The 16,522-nt window shown below is 66.7% G+C and carries 13 protein-coding genes and 2 pseudogenes; 11 read left to right on the top strand and 4 right to left on the bottom strand.

Translation table 11 applies throughout. The features are described from left to right. Positions 1-6 precede the first annotated feature (6 nt). Together NHF48_RS04125 and NHF48_RS04120 are read right to left on the bottom strand one after the other, a co-directional pair. Positions 7-1,491: a carboxylesterase/lipase family protein gene (locus NHF48_RS04125; RefSeq protein WP_253070352.1), complete on the bottom strand. Its 1,485-nt coding sequence runs from the start codon at positions 1,489-1,491 to the stop codon at positions 7-9. Between the two features lie 73 nt (positions 1,492-1,564). Then, complete coding sequence (locus NHF48_RS04120) at positions 1,565-2,092, bottom strand: NUDIX domain-containing protein (RefSeq protein ID WP_253070351.1); 528 nt, start codon at positions 2,090-2,092, stop codon at positions 1,565-1,567. A gap of 531 nt (positions 2,093-2,623) precedes the next feature. On the opposite strand from NHF48_RS04120, the gene NHF48_RS04115 reads away from it, so the two are divergent. From NHF48_RS04115 to NHF48_RS04090, 6 genes and pseudogenes are all read left to right on the top strand, one after another. Continuing rightward, the gene (locus tag NHF48_RS04115; protein ID WP_253070350.1) at positions 2,624-3,784 is read left to right on the top strand and encodes a M10 family metallopeptidase C-terminal domain-containing protein; all 1,161 of its coding nucleotides are present in this window, start codon (positions 2,624-2,626) and stop codon (positions 3,782-3,784) included. Positions 3,785-3,814: 30 nt separating this feature from the next. Next, a pseudogene (locus NHF48_RS25770) lies at positions 3,815-4,357 on the top strand (alpha-hydroxy acid oxidase); the annotation flags it as partial. A 25-nt stretch (positions 4,358-4,382) separates the two neighbouring features. Continuing rightward, positions 4,383-4,973: an alpha-hydroxy acid oxidase gene (locus NHF48_RS04105; protein WP_253070348.1), complete on the top strand. Its 591-nt coding sequence runs from the start codon at positions 4,383-4,385 to the stop codon at positions 4,971-4,973. 165 nt (positions 4,974-5,138) lie between these two features. Next, entirely contained in the window at positions 5,139-5,867 is a 729-nt protein-coding gene (locus tag NHF48_RS04100) for an NUDIX hydrolase (RefSeq protein ID WP_253070347.1), read from the top strand. Between the two features lie 5 nt (positions 5,868-5,872). Then, positions 5,873-6,748 carry an SPFH domain-containing protein gene (locus NHF48_RS04095; protein ID WP_253070346.1) on the top strand — a complete coding sequence of 292 codons (876 nt, stop codon included), beginning with the start codon at positions 5,873-5,875 and terminating at the stop codon, positions 6,746-6,748. Continuing rightward, positions 6,726-6,872, top strand: a complete 147-nt coding sequence (locus tag NHF48_RS04090) for a hypothetical protein (RefSeq protein WP_253070345.1) — start codon at positions 6,726-6,728, stop codon at positions 6,870-6,872. Before NHF48_RS04095 ends, NHF48_RS04090 begins: the two co-directional genes overlap by 23 nt. A 963-nt stretch (positions 6,873-7,835) precedes the next feature. Here NHF48_RS04090 and NHF48_RS04085 read toward each other — a convergent pair. Together NHF48_RS04085 and NHF48_RS04080 are read right to left on the bottom strand one after the other, a co-directional pair. Continuing rightward, on the bottom strand, positions 7,836-9,308 hold the full coding sequence (locus tag NHF48_RS04085; protein WP_253070344.1) for a DUF4139 domain-containing protein: 1,473 nt from the start codon (positions 9,306-9,308) through the stop codon (positions 7,836-7,838). Between the two features lie 111 nt (positions 9,309-9,419). After that, a pseudogene (locus NHF48_RS04080) lies at positions 9,420-10,815 on the bottom strand (DUF4139 domain-containing protein). A gap of 311 nt (positions 10,816-11,126) precedes the next feature. Here NHF48_RS04080 and NHF48_RS04075 point away from each other — a divergent pair. From NHF48_RS04075 to NHF48_RS04055, 5 genes are all read left to right on the top strand, one after another. Then, positions 11,127-11,423 carry a GNAT family N-acetyltransferase gene (locus tag NHF48_RS04075; RefSeq protein ID WP_253070343.1) on the top strand — a complete coding sequence of 99 codons (297 nt, stop codon included), beginning with the start codon at positions 11,127-11,129 and terminating at the stop codon, positions 11,421-11,423. 254 nt (positions 11,424-11,677) lie between these two features. After that, positions 11,678-12,856 (top strand): inositol-3-phosphate synthase, encoded by a 1,179-nt coding sequence (locus NHF48_RS04070; protein WP_253070342.1) that lies wholly within the window; start codon positions 11,678-11,680, stop codon positions 12,854-12,856. After that, on the top strand, positions 12,853-13,746 hold the full coding sequence (locus NHF48_RS04065; RefSeq protein ID WP_253070341.1) for an HD domain-containing protein: 894 nt from the start codon (positions 12,853-12,855) through the stop codon (positions 13,744-13,746). Before NHF48_RS04070 ends, NHF48_RS04065 begins: the two co-directional genes overlap by 4 nt. Next, positions 13,743-14,837, top strand: a complete 1,095-nt coding sequence (locus NHF48_RS04060) for a class I SAM-dependent methyltransferase (protein WP_253070340.1) — start codon at positions 13,743-13,745, stop codon at positions 14,835-14,837. The genes NHF48_RS04065 and NHF48_RS04060 overlap by 4 nt, the downstream gene beginning before the upstream one ends. A gap of 2 nt (positions 14,838-14,839) precedes the next feature. Beyond that, complete coding sequence (locus NHF48_RS04055) at positions 14,840-15,835, top strand: Gfo/Idh/MocA family protein (protein ID WP_253070339.1); 996 nt, start codon at positions 14,840-14,842, stop codon at positions 15,833-15,835. The last annotated feature ends 687 nt before the right edge of the window (positions 15,836-16,522 follow it).

The following is a 16,522-nucleotide window of genomic DNA, read 5'->3' as shown; positions in this document are numbered from 1 at the left end:
CGGTCCTCAGGGCAGGAAGGGTGCGGCCGGCATGACGGCCTCATGCCGCGCCTCCTGCCGGACAAGCGAATAGACCTGCCGCGTCTCGGCATCGAATTCGACCCAGGGCAGGCGGCCGTCGGTCGCGAACCGGATCCACAGCGCGTGCATCCGTTCGGCCAGATCCTGTGGCGGATTGGGTCCGCACAGACCCTGCTCGCCGGTCGCACACGCCAAGGCGTCGAACACGAACGGCAGTTCCATGCCGTGCGACGCGCCTAGCTCGCCGCCGAACATTGGCGAGCGCCAGTCGAACTCGTACATGTGCGTGCGCCCCTTGTGCGCTTCGGCAAACCGCCGCGCGGGCCAGCGAAAGACGAGGTCGTTCATCGCATCGGTCAGCGCCTGCCCCGGCTTCCTGCCCTTCGTCCCGATCCCGTAGGCCTTCAGCACCTTGCGCGCATGCGGTTGCGACTTGTGGAGAACATAGGTCGCCAACAACCGCCCGATCTTGTCACGCACGCCGGTGGGAACGAGATACAGGTTCATCTCCTCGGCATTGGTGCCGATCAGCAGATCGACCTCCGCGCCCGCGCCGTTCGCCAGCGCATCGAGCGGACGTTCCGGCAGCACGTCGTCGCCGTGGACGGGGACGAAGCGGCTGATCCCGAACACGGGTTCGTGGCCCGCCTCATCGCGCAGGTCGATCCGCGCAGTGGGTGCCGATACCGCCTCGACCGCGTCGATCAATGCGCCGTACGGCACGCTGCTAAAGCCGGTCGCGTCCGGAGTGATCTTCAGGATCTTCGCGAGCTTCTTCACCAGCCGCTGCATCACCGGGACCGAGCGCGTCATCCCGCCATGGCCGCTCTGGACGATCGCGCGCCGGAACAATCCCCTGGCGAGCGGCGAGGCGATCAGGTCGGCGATCGCCATGGCACCCGCGGACTCACCGAACACCGTGACGTTGCCCGGATCGCCGCCGAACGCGGTTATCCCTTCCCGTACCCATGTCAGCGCCGCGATCATATCGCGCAAACCCAGGTTGGTCGGCACGCCCGGGATCGGCAGGAAGCCGTCCACGCCCATCCGGTAATTGATTGCGACGCAGATCACGCCGTCTCGCGCGAACGTGCTGCCGTCCTGCACCGGCGCATCCTTGCTGCCGATCACGAAACCGCCGCCGTGGATGAACACCATTACCGGCAGGCCCGTCCGGTGGTCATCGGGCCGCCAGACATTCGCCGTCAGATAGTCGTCGCCCGGGGCCCAGCCCTCGCCGATCAGTGGTACGGTATCGAGGCCGGGAAACGCCTTGGTCCGCTGCGGCGCATTCGGGCCGGTCACCGTTGCGTCGCGCACGCCTTGCCACGGCACGACCGGTTGTGGCGGCGCAAACCGGTTCGCGCCCACCGGCGCCGCGGCGTAGGGCACGCCGAGGAACCGCCGCACGTCGCCCGCGGCACTCCCCTGCACGATACCGTCGGCGGTCGAGACGATGGGTTGGCTCACGATGTTCTCTCCTCCCGATCCGCAGCCGCGGTCGGAGGACTAAGGTAGCAGTCCGGCAAAGTACGTCGCGAACTCACGTTATGCGCATCGTTGCTTTTATCGTGCAGTCCGGTGGGCCGACCAGCGCCCGCGTTACCAGGCCCCGGTCCCGGTCGCGCCCTGCTGGTATTCGGCGATGCGCCGTCGTGTCGCCGGCGATGTTGTCTCCGGCAGGTCGCCCAGCGGGAACCAGCCCGCCTGTTCGATCTCCCGCAAGTCGGCGAGGGCGAGAACACCGCTCGCCGCGGTTCGTACGACGAAGATCACGATGTGGTCGTCCTTGCCCTCCCCCGCGGCTGTGATAGACGCCGAGCACCCGCTCGATCACCGCATCGGCGATCGCCACTTCCTCGGCAAGCTCGCGCAACAGCGCGGCGGCTATACTCTCGCCCTTCTTCACGCCTCCGCCCGGAAGATACCAGTGATCGGCATAGGTATGCCGTACCAGCGCGACCCGCCCGTCCCGGTCCAGCAGCAGCGCGCGAACACCGATCGTGCGCGGCTTGCCGATACGCCAGACCAGCCGCGCCGCCTTGCCGATCAGTCGATGACGTACACCCACGCGTTTATTCCCCTGCCGCCGATCACCGCTTCGCAAGCGTACGCGAAAACCTGTTTTGCCGCGCCGTATGCTTCTCGGTGGGCACAGCCATGCAGCGGACGGGCACAGCAAATGGTTTCGCCGCTTGTGCCGAACGCGCGCAGATTGCGAGCGCTCCCCTGAGATCCGAATCATTGCGGGGAGACGCGTCGGGACGACGTCATCCCGCCGCGTTTGCCATCCCGAACATCGGCGAGGCGGTATGGCGTGGGAGAGCGATGGTGATAAAGCTTCTGCTACCAGTAGCGATCGTGGCGGGCGCCGGATTGGCGATGGCGGGGACCCTGAGCCTGTCCGCACGATCGGGACTTGAGTCGGGATCGGCGCCAATTCGTATCGTCAGCGGCGCCGTCGATGCATCGGTAGCCACGCCGTCACCCCCCCGCCTCGACCGCATCAGCCCCGGAACCCTGCACTGCGCTCACCAGCTCCGCCGGCTCGACCGAACCCGCACCAGGTACGACCAAGTGCGGTCTACCCAGCCATGTAACCTTGCAGGATCGCGTGTGGTTCGGAGCCTATTGGCAGTTGCTCACCACGCCGATCGTCCTCGGCGGCGGCTACGTCAACGCGCGCGTCGAACGGACCAGCGACGGCGACTTCTTCGACGGCATCGTCGACAAGGTTGACGGCAATGGTCAGGTCACGGACGTCATCCTCGCCTTCGCGGGCGCGCAGGGGCTCGACGCCGTCCAGGGCGAGTCGGTACTCGCGGGCATTCCCCTCGACGAGGCGACACGCGCGACGCAGGTCTACGAGCGGCTGCTGAACGATCCGCGCTATGCCAATGCGCGCATTCACGTCACCGGGCATTCGCTGGGCACCGGTTATACCCAATATATCCTGGCCTATGCGCTCAAGACCCACGGCGTGGTCGCAACCGACGCGCGGTCCGACTTCCTCGCATTCGGCGCGCCCAACTGGCTCGCCTCGGCCGCAGCGCACTTCGGGGTCGACCCGGAGTTGGCGGCGACGCGCATGGTCGATTTCACCGCCGCGAACGATCCGGTACTGCTGAACGGCGTGGTACGGATCGGCATCAACAATTACTTGCCCGCGTTCACCGGGCTGCCCGGCCTCGGCGCCGCGATCGACGTCATTGGCGCGCACTGGCCGACCACCTACGCCGCCGCGCTCGGCCTGCCCGACTGGCTGTCGGCGGCCGACCAGAAGGCGGCAACACGCGCGCTCAGCGCACAGTTCAAGACGGGCGATTCGATCTCCCCCACCTACGGACCGGCGGGCGGTATGCCGCTGACGGTCGACGGCAGCGGCAAGGCCGAATGGGTCGCGGGACTGGCGGGCGCAGACCGGCTGATCGGCCATGGCGGCGGCGACGTGCTGACAGGCGGGGCTGGCGCCGATCGCTTCGTCTATCTCGATCGCAACGATAGCGGCACCTCGCCAGACGGCGAAGATCGTATCACCGACTTCTCGCAGTCCGAGGGCGATCGCATCGACTTGTCGGCGCTCGCCGTGCTGCCACTCAAGTTCATAGGCACAGCGCCGTTCACCGGACCGGGCCAAGTCCGCATAGCGTTCGAAGACGGTGCTACGCTGGTGATGGTCAACCTCGACGGCGACCTGTTACCCGATTCCATCATCCGGCTGAGCGGCACCATCGCGTTAACGTCGCGGGACTTCATCTTGTAATGGGCGAGGCACGCAAATGAGCGCAAAACCATGACGCGACTTCGACGGGCGAACAATGTTGCCGACCTGCGCCTGATGGCGCGCAAGCGGCTGCCGCGCCCGATCTTCGACTATATCGATGGTGGCGCCGACGACGAGGTGTCGCTGCACCGAAACGTCGGCGCTTTCTCGAACTACGAGCTGGTGCCGGACGTCTTGAACGACGTCTCGGCAATCCGGACCGGGACGACGCTGTTCGGACAGTCATCGCGCTGGCCGCTGATGCTGGCGCCGACCGGGCTTACCCGGATGTTCCACGGCCACGCCGAACTCGCCGTCGCGCGCGCTGCCGCGCGGCATGGCATCCTTTACAGCCTGTCGACGATGGGAACGACGCGGCTGGAAGACCTTGCCCAGGCATTTTCTGGGCCGAAGGTCTTCCAGATCTACATCTTCAAGGACCGCGGCCTGACAGCGGAGTTCGTCGCGCGCTGCCGGGATGCAGGTTTCCACGGGCTCGCGCTGACCGTCGACACGCCCGTCGCCGGCAACCGTGAGCGAGACCGGCGCAGCGGACTGTCGCTGCCGCCCAAGCTGACGCTCAAGTCCCTCCTTAGCTTTGCACGTCATCCCCTCATGGTCGCTGCCTGCGCTGACGGGGTCGAAATTCGATCTCGCGAACGTCAGCCACAAGATCGACGCGCTCGCATCGGGGCCGATGAGCCTGTTCGACTATATCGGCGGCCAGTTCGATCGCTCGGTCAATTGGCGCGACGTCGAATGGCTCGCACGCGAGTGGAACGGGCCGCTCGCAATCAAGGGCGTGATGACGCCGGAGGACGCGCGCCGGTCGATCGCGTCGGGCGCAACCGGCGTGATGGTATCCAATCACGGCGGTCGCCAGCTCGATGGCACGCCTGCGCCGATCGACCAGATCGCGGCAGTGCGCGATGCCATCGGCGGTGCGCCCGACGTCATCTGCGACGGCGGCATCAGGCGCGGCGCAGACATCGTGAAGGCGCTGGCGCTAGGCGCGACCGCTTGTTCGATCGGGCGCCCCTATCTGTACGGCCTGGCGGCAGGCGGAGAGGCAGGCGTCGACCGCGTATTGACCCTGCTCACGGAGGAGTTCGAGCGCACGATGACCCTGGCAGGCGTGAACGATATCGCGGCCCTGGCCCCTCGCCATGTTCGGGTGAACCGCACTTAGGCGAGATCCCGCCGGTGCCTTCTGATCGTCATCTTTGACGGCGCTTGCAGGAATACGCTGAACCCCCTTGTCTAGGCCTAAACCTTCATCAACCCGCGCCCGACCACCTTGACATATATCCTTTTGGCATATTACTAATACGCCAGAAGGATATATGGGTGTGAGATGAACGAGACTGCGTTTCTCGATGGGTATGATCCACACCGGTACGAGCGCCCATCGGTTGCAGTCGATCTGATCCTGGCCAGCGTCGTCAACGGCAGGCCCGCCGCGTTGCTCATGCAGCGTTCCGAGCATCCTTGCCTTGGTGCGTGGTCGCTGCCCGGTGGGTTCGTCGGCATCGACGAGAGCCTCGATGCCGCGGCACACCGCGTGCTCGAAAGGAAAGTGCGGATGGCGGACGCCTATATCGAACAGCTCTATACGTTCGGCACGGTCGACCGCGACCCGCGCACCCGGGTGATCAGCGTAGCGTACTTCGCACTGCTTCCCCCTGCCCGCTTCGCAGCCGCGCTGAAGGCGGCGCCCGACCTGACATTGGCCGAACTTATCGTCCCCTGGTCCGGCGAGACCGGGGGTCCGGTCGCGGCACGATCGCAGGACGGAGGCGCGCTGCCACTGGCGTTCGACCATGCCGACATGCTCGGGCTCGCGATGCTGCGGCTACGGGGCAAGCTCGATTATTCGGATGTCGCCTTCGCACTGCTACCCGAACGCTTCACGCTTCGGGCGCTTCAGGACGTCCACGAGACGATCCTGGGAAAATCGCTCAACAAGCCCGCCTTTCGCCGCCGCATGCTTGCCACGAACACGCTGGTGGCGACCGGCGAACGCGAGACCGGTGCATCGTTCCGTCCCGCCGAACTCTTCCGCCACCATTCGACACAGGAGTAACCGTCATGGCCTCGATCAAGAACCTCGGTTTCCTCGCCCAATTGCGCAGCGATGCGAGCAACCACGTGATCCGCTACCGCAGCGGCAAGGTGAAGCAGAGCGGGCGCGGGCTGGTCTTCTGGTTCCGTCCGGAGACCGCGAGCATCGCCGAACTGCCGATGGACGACCGCGAGATGGCGATCTTCGTGAAGGGCCGCAGCCAGGACTTCCAGAGCGTGGCGATCCAGGGAACTCTGACCTGGCACGTCGCCGATCCCGAATTGCTCGCGTCACGCGTCGATTTCAGCCTGGGCCTGCTCACCGGTGCCTATAAGAGCGAACCGATCCAGCGGATCGAGACCCGGCTCGCGGGGCTGGTCAACCAGGCGGCGCTGCAATATCTCGCGCAGGGCTCGGTGCGGGCGCTGCTCGATGCCGGTCCCGAGCCGCTGCGCCACCAGCTCGAGGCTGCGCTCGCCAACGATCCGGCACTGAACGAAATCGGCATCGCGGTCACTGCGGTTCGCCTGACCAACCTCGCGCCATCGAGCGAACTCGAACGCGCGCTCCAGACTCCGACGTTCGAGGCATTGCAACAGAAGGCCGACCAGGCGACGTTCGAACGCCGCGCGCTCGCGGTCGAGAAGGAACGCGCGATCGCCGAGAACGAACTCGCCAACCGCACCGAGCTTGCACGCCGCGAGATGCTGCTCATTACGCAGGAGGCCGAGAACGCACGCAACCGCGCCACCGGTCTGGCCGAGGCGCAGCAGGTCGAGGCGGGGGGCGGAGGCCGAGCGGATCCGCACGGTCGAGAGTGCCAAGGCGGAAGCGGAGCAGGCGCGGATGACGATCTACCGGGACCTGCCGCCGGGGGTTATGCTCGGACTCGCCGCGCGTGAACTGGCGGGCAAGCTCGATACGATCGAGCATTTGAACATAACGCCCGATCTGCTCGCCACCGTGCTCGGCGAATTCCGCAATGCACAGCCGACCCCGACGGCTCAGACTGCGCTGCCCCGCTGATGGCGACCAACGCCCCGCGCGCGGTCTTCGTCACCCGCGAGACCGACTATGACCTCCTGCTCGCGCGGCACGCGACGCGTGGGCAGGCGAAGTTCTTTCTCGATACGCGGGGCCAGGACATCGACGTGATCGAGGATCGGCACCGCCGGTTCCACGCCACTCTGCACGAAGCCCGCTCGCTCGTCCCCAACGACTGGCGCCAGGCGAGTGTCGCTCGTGCCGACCTGGACCGCTTCCTGTTCGGCCCGGAGGACGTGATCGTCGCCGTCGGGCAGGACGGACTAGTCGCCAACGTCGCGAAGTATCTCGATGGGCAGCCCGTGCTCGGGCTCAACCCCGCTCCCGATTTGTACGACGGCGTCCTGGTGCGCGTGCCGCTTGCCCGCCTGGCGGCGCTGCTACCTGCAAGCGTTGCAGGTGCAGCGCCGGCCGAGCAACGGACGATGGTCGAGGCGCGGCTGGATACCGGCGAGCGGCTGCTGGCGCTGAACGAGGTGTTCGTCGGTCATCGCAGCCACCAGTCTGCGCGCTACCGGATCACCTGCGGCGACCAGGCCGAGGACCACTCATCGAGCGGGCTGATCGTCGCATCGGGGACCGGCGCGACGGGCTGGGCGCGTTCGATCATGGAGGCGACGCATGCCGCCCTCCCCCTCGATCCGCAGGAGCGCGCAGTCGGGTTCTTCGTGCGTGAACCCTTCCCCAGCGTGGCGACCGCAACCTCGCTTCGTGCCGGCAAGCTCGCGGGCCAGCCACTCGCGGTCACGTCGCGGATGAACGACGGCGGGGTGATCTTCGCGGACGGCGTCGAACAGGACTTCTTCGCCTTCGACTGGGGCCGCGGCGTCACCATCGCCCCCCGCCACCCGCACCCTCCATCTCATTACCGGTTGAGTCGTTCGGCACAGTGTTCGCTCAAGGCCAACATTGCCGCCCAAGACAACGGCCTTCGTGCTGGTCAGCTCAGGACGTCAGTAGCGGTAACGCAATACGGCCTTGCCACCCGGTGGCAGCAGCGGCGACCAAGTAGAAATTCCGTCGATACGACGAACCTCCTCGCCGTCGGCTTCGATCGCCTGGCCCGCGGCGCCAATCGCCACGTCTAGCATCACGGGAAACAAGTTGCCGTTGCTCGCCGTCACGACGGCCTCGTGCGAACCCGCGGTTCCTGATGCCAGCGCCCCCGGCGGGCCTCAGCACGGCGACTGCCTGGGTTAGCGTCACACGGCTACTAACGCCGGCGCCCAGACGAACCGTCTCGCCAATTGTGCGGTCGCCGATCGTTCCCAAACCGAGAAGCAATCGCCCGCCTGCCTGCTCCGCGTAGAGCGCAGTGCTGCCGGCGGGCAGCGGCACGCCCAAGCTGTGCTGTTTATCATTCTTCAGCACCAGCACGATCGACGTCGGCACACCGTCGAGTTGTTGCCCGGGATACACTGCGCGCCGGTAGCGCCGTTCGACCGGCACCGCCTTTTGAACGATCAGGGCAACCTGCTTCTGTCCCCTGGCCGCGACGGTGGTCGGCATCGGCACGCGGTACAGCTTGAGGTCGCCCAGGTCCTCGGGTGGCGGCGGCGGTGGCGGTGGCGGTGGCGGTGGCGGTGGCGGTGGTGGTGCCGGAACCGGCGCAGATAGCGCGAACTCCATGACTCGCGATCCGGTTACCACGATCTCTTCGGCCAGCTCGAATTGCTTTTGCCGTAGGTCGGAGGTCGTCGTGCCGAGCGGGTAGCAGACCAATCGCAGCGCACCAGCCGTCGCAGGGATCGCCGGAACCGCGACGCGGTTGAGCCGGCCTGCGACAGCCTGAACGTCCGCGTTCGCGAAGATTTCCGGATTACCGTTGGCGAGAGTCAGCCAAGCGAACAGGTCGACCGTGCGACCGTCGGCGGCAAGCGACGTGACGTAGCTCGCTCGCCAGTCGAAGCCCGAGGACAGATAGGAGAGTCGCACCGTGACCGTGCGCGCCGTCGGGCTGGTCGTCGTTACGCTTAGCACCGGCTTGCTCGACAGCCTCGCTGGCACCCGCGCGAAGTTCAACCGCTCGTCCAGACCCGAACAGCGCAACGCCTCGATCCCGGCAGTCGTGCGCAGGATAACCCCCGGTGTCGGGCCGGCAACGATCGTCGCGGGTTCGCTCACCAACCTTCCGCTCGCCTTGTCGGTGCGGGTCAGCGTTACCTCGCGACCAAGCGTGCCATCGACCAGCGAGGCGGGCGACAGCAGGCGGGCGTCGCGGTTCTTTTCGATCGTGCCGCCAGGTAGGCCGTCGACAATCGCGCTGACCGGGACGATCCCCTCCGCCACGCCCTCGAACCGGATCACTGCGGATCCCCGCGGCAAGCGTACGCGCCGGGTCTCCGTCACCAGGGCGAAGCCACCGAGATACCGCAGGTTCATCGCGCCCTTGCCGTAAGGCGAGCGGTATACCGTCAAGGCGACGTGATCGGGCGCGGACGACGTAACGATGGCCGTCCGAGTCTGCGCTTCCGCCCCCTCCCGACAACGACACGCCCGCCAGCAGCGCGAGGAGCAGCATACGCCGCATCAGTAGCGGGTGTCGAAGGTCACAGTCACCGTCGCGGTGCCGTTGGCCGGCACTGAGACTTGCCACGTCATCGTGCCGGCGTCGCGACGCTCGCCCTTCGCGCTATCCGCAACGACGCGTACGTCGCCCCCGTCGAGACCGCCCTGCACGAGCTCGACCGTCACCGGTCGGCCGCGTGCATTGGTCAGCGTATACCGCATCGCCGTACGCCATCGACTGTCACCCTGCCGCGTACGCGATACGGTGGTCGGCTGCACCTTCACGTCGAAGGCATCGCCTGTTGGCAGCGCGATCGTCGATCCTTGTGGAGTATGCTCGATACGGTTCTCGCCCGTGAACTGTGGTTGGCCACGCGCGTCGCGGACATAGACCCGGACTACGCCCGCCGGCAGCGCGTCGTCCAGGCCGGCCGCGCCCGAGTTGCTGAAACGGAGCACCGACTGCGCGCTTCGTGGCTCGTCTGAGCTGCCCAGCCAGCCATTATCGAAACGATAGCCCGCGCTTGCCGCAACGCCCTTTGCGTCGAGGAAACTGACCTGCTTGGTCTGCTTGTCGGCGATCGTGGTGCGCTCGGGCAAAGGATACAGATAGAAGTCGCCGAGCTGCCCGCGCGCGGTACTTTCGGTTCCAGGCAGAGTCGTCGTCATGCGGCGGCGGCGCGGCGTGTAATTGCCGTCCCCGTTATCATCCGTGCTGCCGACCTCGCCAGCGACCAGCAACGTTCTGGCGTTGCCGAACGTCGTGCCGCTGGTGTTCTTCAACGTCACCCAGCCTTGAACGTCCACCGTCCCACTCTTGTCGTCGAACAAAGCGACATAGTCGGCACTCCAGCCTAGCCCACGGCTCCGGGTAGGACAGCGTCGCCGGGCGCGATCCCGCACGCGTGCTGGCCAGCGTCACCAACAATGTCGGACGGGCTCGCAACGCATCGGGCACCCGGTCGAAGATCGCGCGCACGGGCAGCCCGTCGTCGCGCAACACCTCGACATGACCGTTCACCTCGATGACGACGCCGCCATTGACCGCCAACACTTTCGCACGGTCGCGGGTCTCGGCACCGGTAGCGGGGTTGGTGCGCACCAGGGTGATCGTCTCGCCCACCGCTTTCTCCATCAGGCTCGACGGGCTCAGCAAATCATAGTCGAAGTTCTGCTCGACGATCGCGGCATCGGGCACCGTCAGCGATACCGTCTCCGGCCTGATCGACGCGCTCACGTCGGGAAAGCTCTGCCGCACCCGCCCGTCTGCCAGGGCCAGCGACCGTACGTCCTGCACCAGCGCGATGTCGTTATTGTAGATGGTGACCGACACGTCCCCCTGCGCGCTACCCGCGGTCGGCGAGTCGGCGGGGGGCGGCAGTTGTTGGGCGCTCGCCGCCGTCGACCCGAGCAGCATTGCCAGCCCATACGCTCGCCAGATGTTGTCGCGCACACCATTCTCCCCTGAGTGCGCGACAATGACGCGGTCGGATCGGAAGGGCAATGCGACAGTGCCCCCGCTTAGCGCTGGAAAGGCGTGGGCTCGTTGGTCGATCCGTGATCAAGCAGAAGCCCAATCGGCCACCGATCGCAGTGAACAGACCGTACGGAATCTCCAATCGTACTGTCCTTGTCGAATTGGCTCAACGGGTTAGCCGCCCAGGCCATCTGCTCAAGGTCTGCAGTCCACCCGATGCTCTGCGGTCAGCGCTCCCCGGAAGGTGGCACGTGGACCTTGCCGGGGACTTCATGACGACGGTGCGTCGTTGCGAAAGTTGGAGAGTCCCGACGAGCGGATTTGCGGCCGACACCGCGGAAGCGTTTGTTTTCGACCGAGTCCTGACAGCTCTCGACCACCGCCGGAAAGGGCTTGGCCGGGCGCTGATGACCGCCCTGCGCGAGGCGCGTCGTGATCTAAACCTGCACGAACTGCTCATCGCAACAGCGGTTGGCCGGGCATTGTATCGGACCTCGGGATGGGAAACTTTGTCGACCTATTCGACGGCATCGATCCCGATGGCGTGATTGCGGCCCCTGGCGGATAGCGGACCCGACGTTCAATCTGGCGGTTTTCGTTCAAGACTAGGTATCAGGAATCCGATCAAGCCAACTGGGCTCTTCCTGACAAGGTAGCGCCCCGACGAGGCCTCATCGTCTTCCCCTCTCGCGACAGCAACATATGTAATTCCCGGAGCAGTTTAGCGGCAATTTCCGCAGACTTCGGTGGACTTTACTTTACGGACAGCTAGCCACGCGCTCAGTTTTGAGAGGACGTAATTATGGGCGAACGGGTCGGGATCGCAGTGATCGGACTGAATGGCGCGGTGGCCACCACCGCGGCGGCGGGGATCGCAATGATCCGTGCAGGATCAAACGACCTGTCGGGCCTGCCGCTCGCCAGCCGCGACGTCGACGGCATGGCGGCATACCGCGATCTCCATTTCGGCGGCTGGGACCTCAGCCATGACGACCTCGCGACCGCCGCGCTGAAGCACGGCGTGCTGAGCGAGAGCGAACTTGTCAACGGGGCGTCCAGCCTGTCGGACATGCGGCCATGGCCCGCCGTCGGCTCAACCGACTTCTGTGCGAACATCGACGGCGCCAATAAGATCGCCGCGCCCGGCCACCGCGCCGCGGTCCAGCACATCCAAGACGATCTCGCGCGCTTCAAGACCGAGCAGAATCTCGACCGCGTCGTGATGATCAATCTCGCCTCGACCGAGCGCAAGGCCGATCTCGGTGCGGACGCGCTGACCAGCGTCGAGGGCTTCGAACGCGGGCTCGACAGCGATGACGCAGCGATCAGCCCGGCGATGCTCTACGCCTATGCCGCGATCGCCAGCGACACGCCCTACGCCAATTTCACGCCGTCGGTCGCCGCCGACGTCGCACCGCTCGCCGAACTCGCCCGCCAGCGCAGCGTGCCGATCGCCGGCAAGGACGGCAAAACCGGGCAGACGCTTCTCAAGACGGTGATCGCGCCGGCGCTGCGTGATCGTGCGCTGCATGTCGACGGCTGGTTCTCGACCAACATCCTCGGCAATTCGGACGGCCTCGCGCTCGACGATCCCAAGAGCCTCGCGTCGAAGGTCGATACCAAGAAGTCGGTGCTCGACCAGATTCTCGGCTATCCGGTCGAGGATCACATCATCATGATCCATTATTACAAGCCGCGCGGCGACAACAAGGAAGCGTGGGACAACATCGACCTCACCGGCTTCCTCGGCCAGAAGATGCAGCTGAAGCTTAATTTCCTGTGCAAGGATTCGGTGCTCGCCGCGCCGCTGGCGATCGAGATCGCGCGCTGCCTGGCACTGGCGCAGACGCGCGGCGAAGGCGGCGTGCAGGACCAGATGGGAATCTTCTTCAAGATGCCGCAGACCGCGGACGGCGGCGAGCCGATCCACGCGTTCGGCGAGCAGCAGCTGATCCTCGACACCTGGCTCGACCGCCGGTGACGCTGGGTGCGGCGCATCTGCCGCTGTTGCGCGAACTCGGCGACCTGAAGCGGATCCGGTCGGCGGAGCGCGACGGGTCGATCGCCGAGCGATTGTTCGCGCGTGGCTGGGCGGCGCTGGCGGCGGGCGATGCGCCGGCGGCGGTGATGCGGCGCACGGTCGCCGCTGCGCTTGCTGCGGCACGACTGGGTGACCTCGACCGCACCACGCTAGCCGAGCTTGGCCTGTCCGATGCGGAAGCGTGCACGGTGCTCGAACGTGGGTTCGACGAGGTAGCGGTGTTGCTCGACCCGGCGCTCGCGGCGGATCTCCGCAATGCACTGCCGGAAGGCGCACCGGCGGCCGGGCCGGTGCCGCGGTTCGTCATGCAGCTCGCGACACAACCGCGTGCGGGCGTCACCTGCCCGGGTCGGCCACGCCTGTTGCTCCAGCCGCCGGAGAACCATGCCGAGCACTGCCTGATCGTCGCGGTGTACGGCGTGCTCGCGGCACCCGGTTACGGCGCGGACCCGGCGGAGGTGTTCCTCGCGTCGATGGCGCATCATTTCCATAATGCGGCGATGCCCGACGCGGGGTTCACCGGCGAGGTGCTGCTCGGCGACCTGCTTGACCGCGTGATCGACACGGCGCGCGAACAGGCGATGGCGATGCTCGACCCGGCGGTCGCGGCGCAGGTTCGCGCGGCGATCGCGCCGATCGCCAGCGACACGACGCCGGCGGCGCGCGCATTTCATGCAGCCGACGTGCTCGACCGGGTGCTGGAGATCGAACAGCATCTGCGTGCTGCGTCGGCGACGATGGACGCCGTGCTGCACACCTACGAACTGGTCCATGCCGGCCCGGTCAAGACGTTCCACGACCGCGTTCTGGCGGATGTTGGCCTGCTGTGAGCTACCGCTCGCCCGTCACCGGACGGTTGCTCGTCGCCGACACGCCGTATTCGCTGGCCGCACCCGGCGAACGCTGGCCGGTGGTCGACGGCATCCCGTATCTGCGGACCGACAGCGAGGGGCTGGTGGCGGTGGCACTCGACCATCTCGACGCAGGCTGCCCGGACGATGCACTGGTTGCGTTGCTGACCGATCAGGATGCGTGGTGGACTGGCCCCGCGACAGACCTCGGCGAGCTGAAGCAGCTGGTGCGCGAGCGTGACACGCTGTCGTTGCGCGCGGCGATGGCGTTGCTGCGGATGGGGCCCGTGGCGGATTACTTCGCGCATCGCTGGAGCGATCCGACGTATCTCGCCGGGCTCGCGCTGGTCGAGGCGCATTGGCGGCAGCCGAATACTGCGTTCGAACTGGCGTGCGGGATCGGCCACTATCTCCGTGAACTATCGGCGCGCGGTGTCGCGTGCCTCGGCGCGGACGTGGTGTTCGCGAAATGCTGGCTGGCGAAGAACTGGGTCGCGCCGGCCGCGGAGTATGTCGTGTTCGACGCCGCCGCTTTGTGGCCGGTGGAAACGCAGAAGTTTGACTTGGCTGCCTGTCACGACGCCTTCTATTTCCTGCCCGACCAGCCGCGGATCGCCGGGCTGTTGCGCGAAGCCGTCACACCCGGCGGCGTGCTTGCGGTAAGCCATCTTCACAACGCTGCCGTCTCTGGCGGAGCAATGGGACCGGCACGCGCGTCGTCCGAATGGGCAGCGCTGTTTCCAGATGCCGTAGTGCATGACGAGCGCGAGTTGCGTCGTGCGCTTCTCGCAGGGGATGCACCCGCATCGACACGATGGTCCGACGATCCCGCTATCGAGGCATGGTCGATCGTCGAGGCGAATGGCGGCGCGGCACGTCCGCTGAACGGCGGACTAGCAATGCCGGCTGCCGATGCGGTCCTGCAAGCGAACCCGTTGCTCGATGGCAATACCCCGCACTGGCCCTCCGATCGCTACCGCGCGGAATATGGTGAGGCGTCGACGTGGCTGTCGGATACCGGTGATGCGGCGCGGAACCGCCGTATCCTAGACCTGCCGGCGCGGTGGTGAGCATGCGCTGGGGCATCGTCGGCTTCGGCTGGGTCGCACGCGACTATATGGCGCCCGGCATCGCCGCGGCAGGCGGGACGCTCGTCGCCATCGCCGACCCCTCGCCGATGGCGCAGGCCAGCGCGATGTCGGGCGGAATCCTCGCCTATGATACCGCCGAGGCGATGCTGGCCGATGCCGCGCTCGACTGCCTCTACGTTGCCACGCCCAACAATCTTCACGCCGACCCGGTCCGCGTGGCCGTGGCGGCGGGCGTGCCGGTGCTGTGCGAAAAGCCGATCGCCGCGACGCTGGACGATGCCGAGACGATCGGATCGGCCGTCGCAGGACACCTCTACGGCACCGCGTTCGACCAGCGCCATCACCCCGCACATCGCGCGATGGCGCAGGCGATCCGCGACGGCGCCATCGGCCGACCGATCGCGGTACGGATCGTCTACGCCTGCTGGGTCGACCCGAGCTGGTCGCCGTCCAGCGAAGGCGGCGGCTGCAACTGGCGCGCCGATCCGGCGGCCGCGGGCGGCGGCGCAGTCATCGACCTCGCGCTCCACGGCCTCGATCTCGCAGCGATGCTGGTCGGCGAGCCGCTCGCGCGCCTGCATATCGACCTGCAACGGCGCATCCACGACTATCCGGTCGACGATGGCGGCATCCTGTCGGGTCGCACCGCAGGCGGCATCCTGGTCCAGAGCCACGTCGCCTATAACTGCCCCGAAGTGCTGCCCCGCCGCCGGCTTGAGATTCTCGGCGAGGACGGGCTGCTCGTCGCCACCGATACGATGGGCCAGACCGAGGGCGGCACCGTGATCCGGCGTTGCGCCCGCACCGGGGAGGAGACCGCCCTATCCTTCGACACCGCGCTCTCGCCGTTCACCGCGCAGGCCGCCGCGTTCGCCGCCGCCGTCCGCGGCGACGCGCATGATTTCTCCATTGACCGGGACCTGTCGCTGATGCGCCTTTTCGACGCCGCCTATACGGAGGCGCGATCATGCCTCTGAGCTGGTATGCCTGCGCGCATTGCGGCTTCTGGCAGCGTCATTTCGCGCCCGCCGATTGTCCGGTCTGCAACGATACGCGCAACGACCTGCCCGAGGATGGCTGGCGCTTCCTTCCCGAACAGGACGTCGCCGCAACCCACGACGGCAGCTGGCGACAGGTTGCCGATGATCTCTGGGCCTTCGCCACGACACCACATCTCGGGCTGGGCGGTACCGGCTGGCTGATCGTCCGCGAGGGTGGCAACATCGCCTTCGAGGCCGCGCCCTATTACTCGCCCGCGATGCTCGAACAGATCGAACGGCTGGGCGGGATTCGCTATCTCGCGGCCAGTCACGCGCATGGCTATGGCGCGCTGTTCCAGCTTCAGCGCGACTGCGCGCCGGAGATGCTCGCGATCCAGAAGGACGACCTCGGCATGACCAAGGCGTTCCGCGTCACGACGCCGTATGACGACGTGCTGGAGATCGCGCCCGGCTATACGCTGCATCACGTCGGCGGCCATTACGAAGGCCAGGCGGCGCTCCACGATGCGGTCGGCAGGCGCCTGTTCTGCGGCGACATGTTCAAGATCGACCAGGACGCGGCGGGCGTCAGCCACGCGATCTCGAGCCACAAGGCGTTCCACAAGGACATCCCGCTGACCCACCGCGAGATCCGCCAGTACCGCGACGTGATCGCTCCGCTGG

Origin of the sequence: Sphingomonas sp. H160509 (genome assembly GCF_024124765.2) — a bacterium.
Lineage (GTDB): Bacteria > Pseudomonadota > Alphaproteobacteria > Sphingomonadales > Sphingomonadaceae > Sphingomonas.
Note: the sequence above shows the minus strand (reverse complement) of the source record. Positions and strands in the feature narration are given on the sequence as shown.

What these genes read in the sequence shown, in the direction of transcription:
- NHF48_RS04100 (WP_253070347.1), top strand. Translation starts at nt 5,139, where the DNA reads ATGAACGAGACTGCGTTTCTCGATGGGTATGATCCACACCGGTACGAG.
- NHF48_RS04095 (WP_253070346.1), top strand. Translation starts at nt 5,873, where the DNA reads ATGGCCTCGATCAAGAACCTCGGTTTCCTCGCCCAATTGCGCAGCGAT.
- NHF48_RS04090 (WP_253070345.1), top strand. Translation starts at nt 6,726, where the DNA reads ATGCTCGGACTCGCCGCGCGTGAACTGGCGGGCAAGCTCGATACGATC.
- NHF48_RS04070 (WP_253070342.1), top strand. Translation starts at nt 11,678, where the DNA reads ATGGGCGAACGGGTCGGGATCGCAGTGATCGGACTGAATGGCGCGGTG.
- NHF48_RS04055 (WP_253070339.1), top strand. Translation starts at nt 14,840, where the DNA reads ATGCGCTGGGGCATCGTCGGCTTCGGCTGGGTCGCACGCGACTATATG.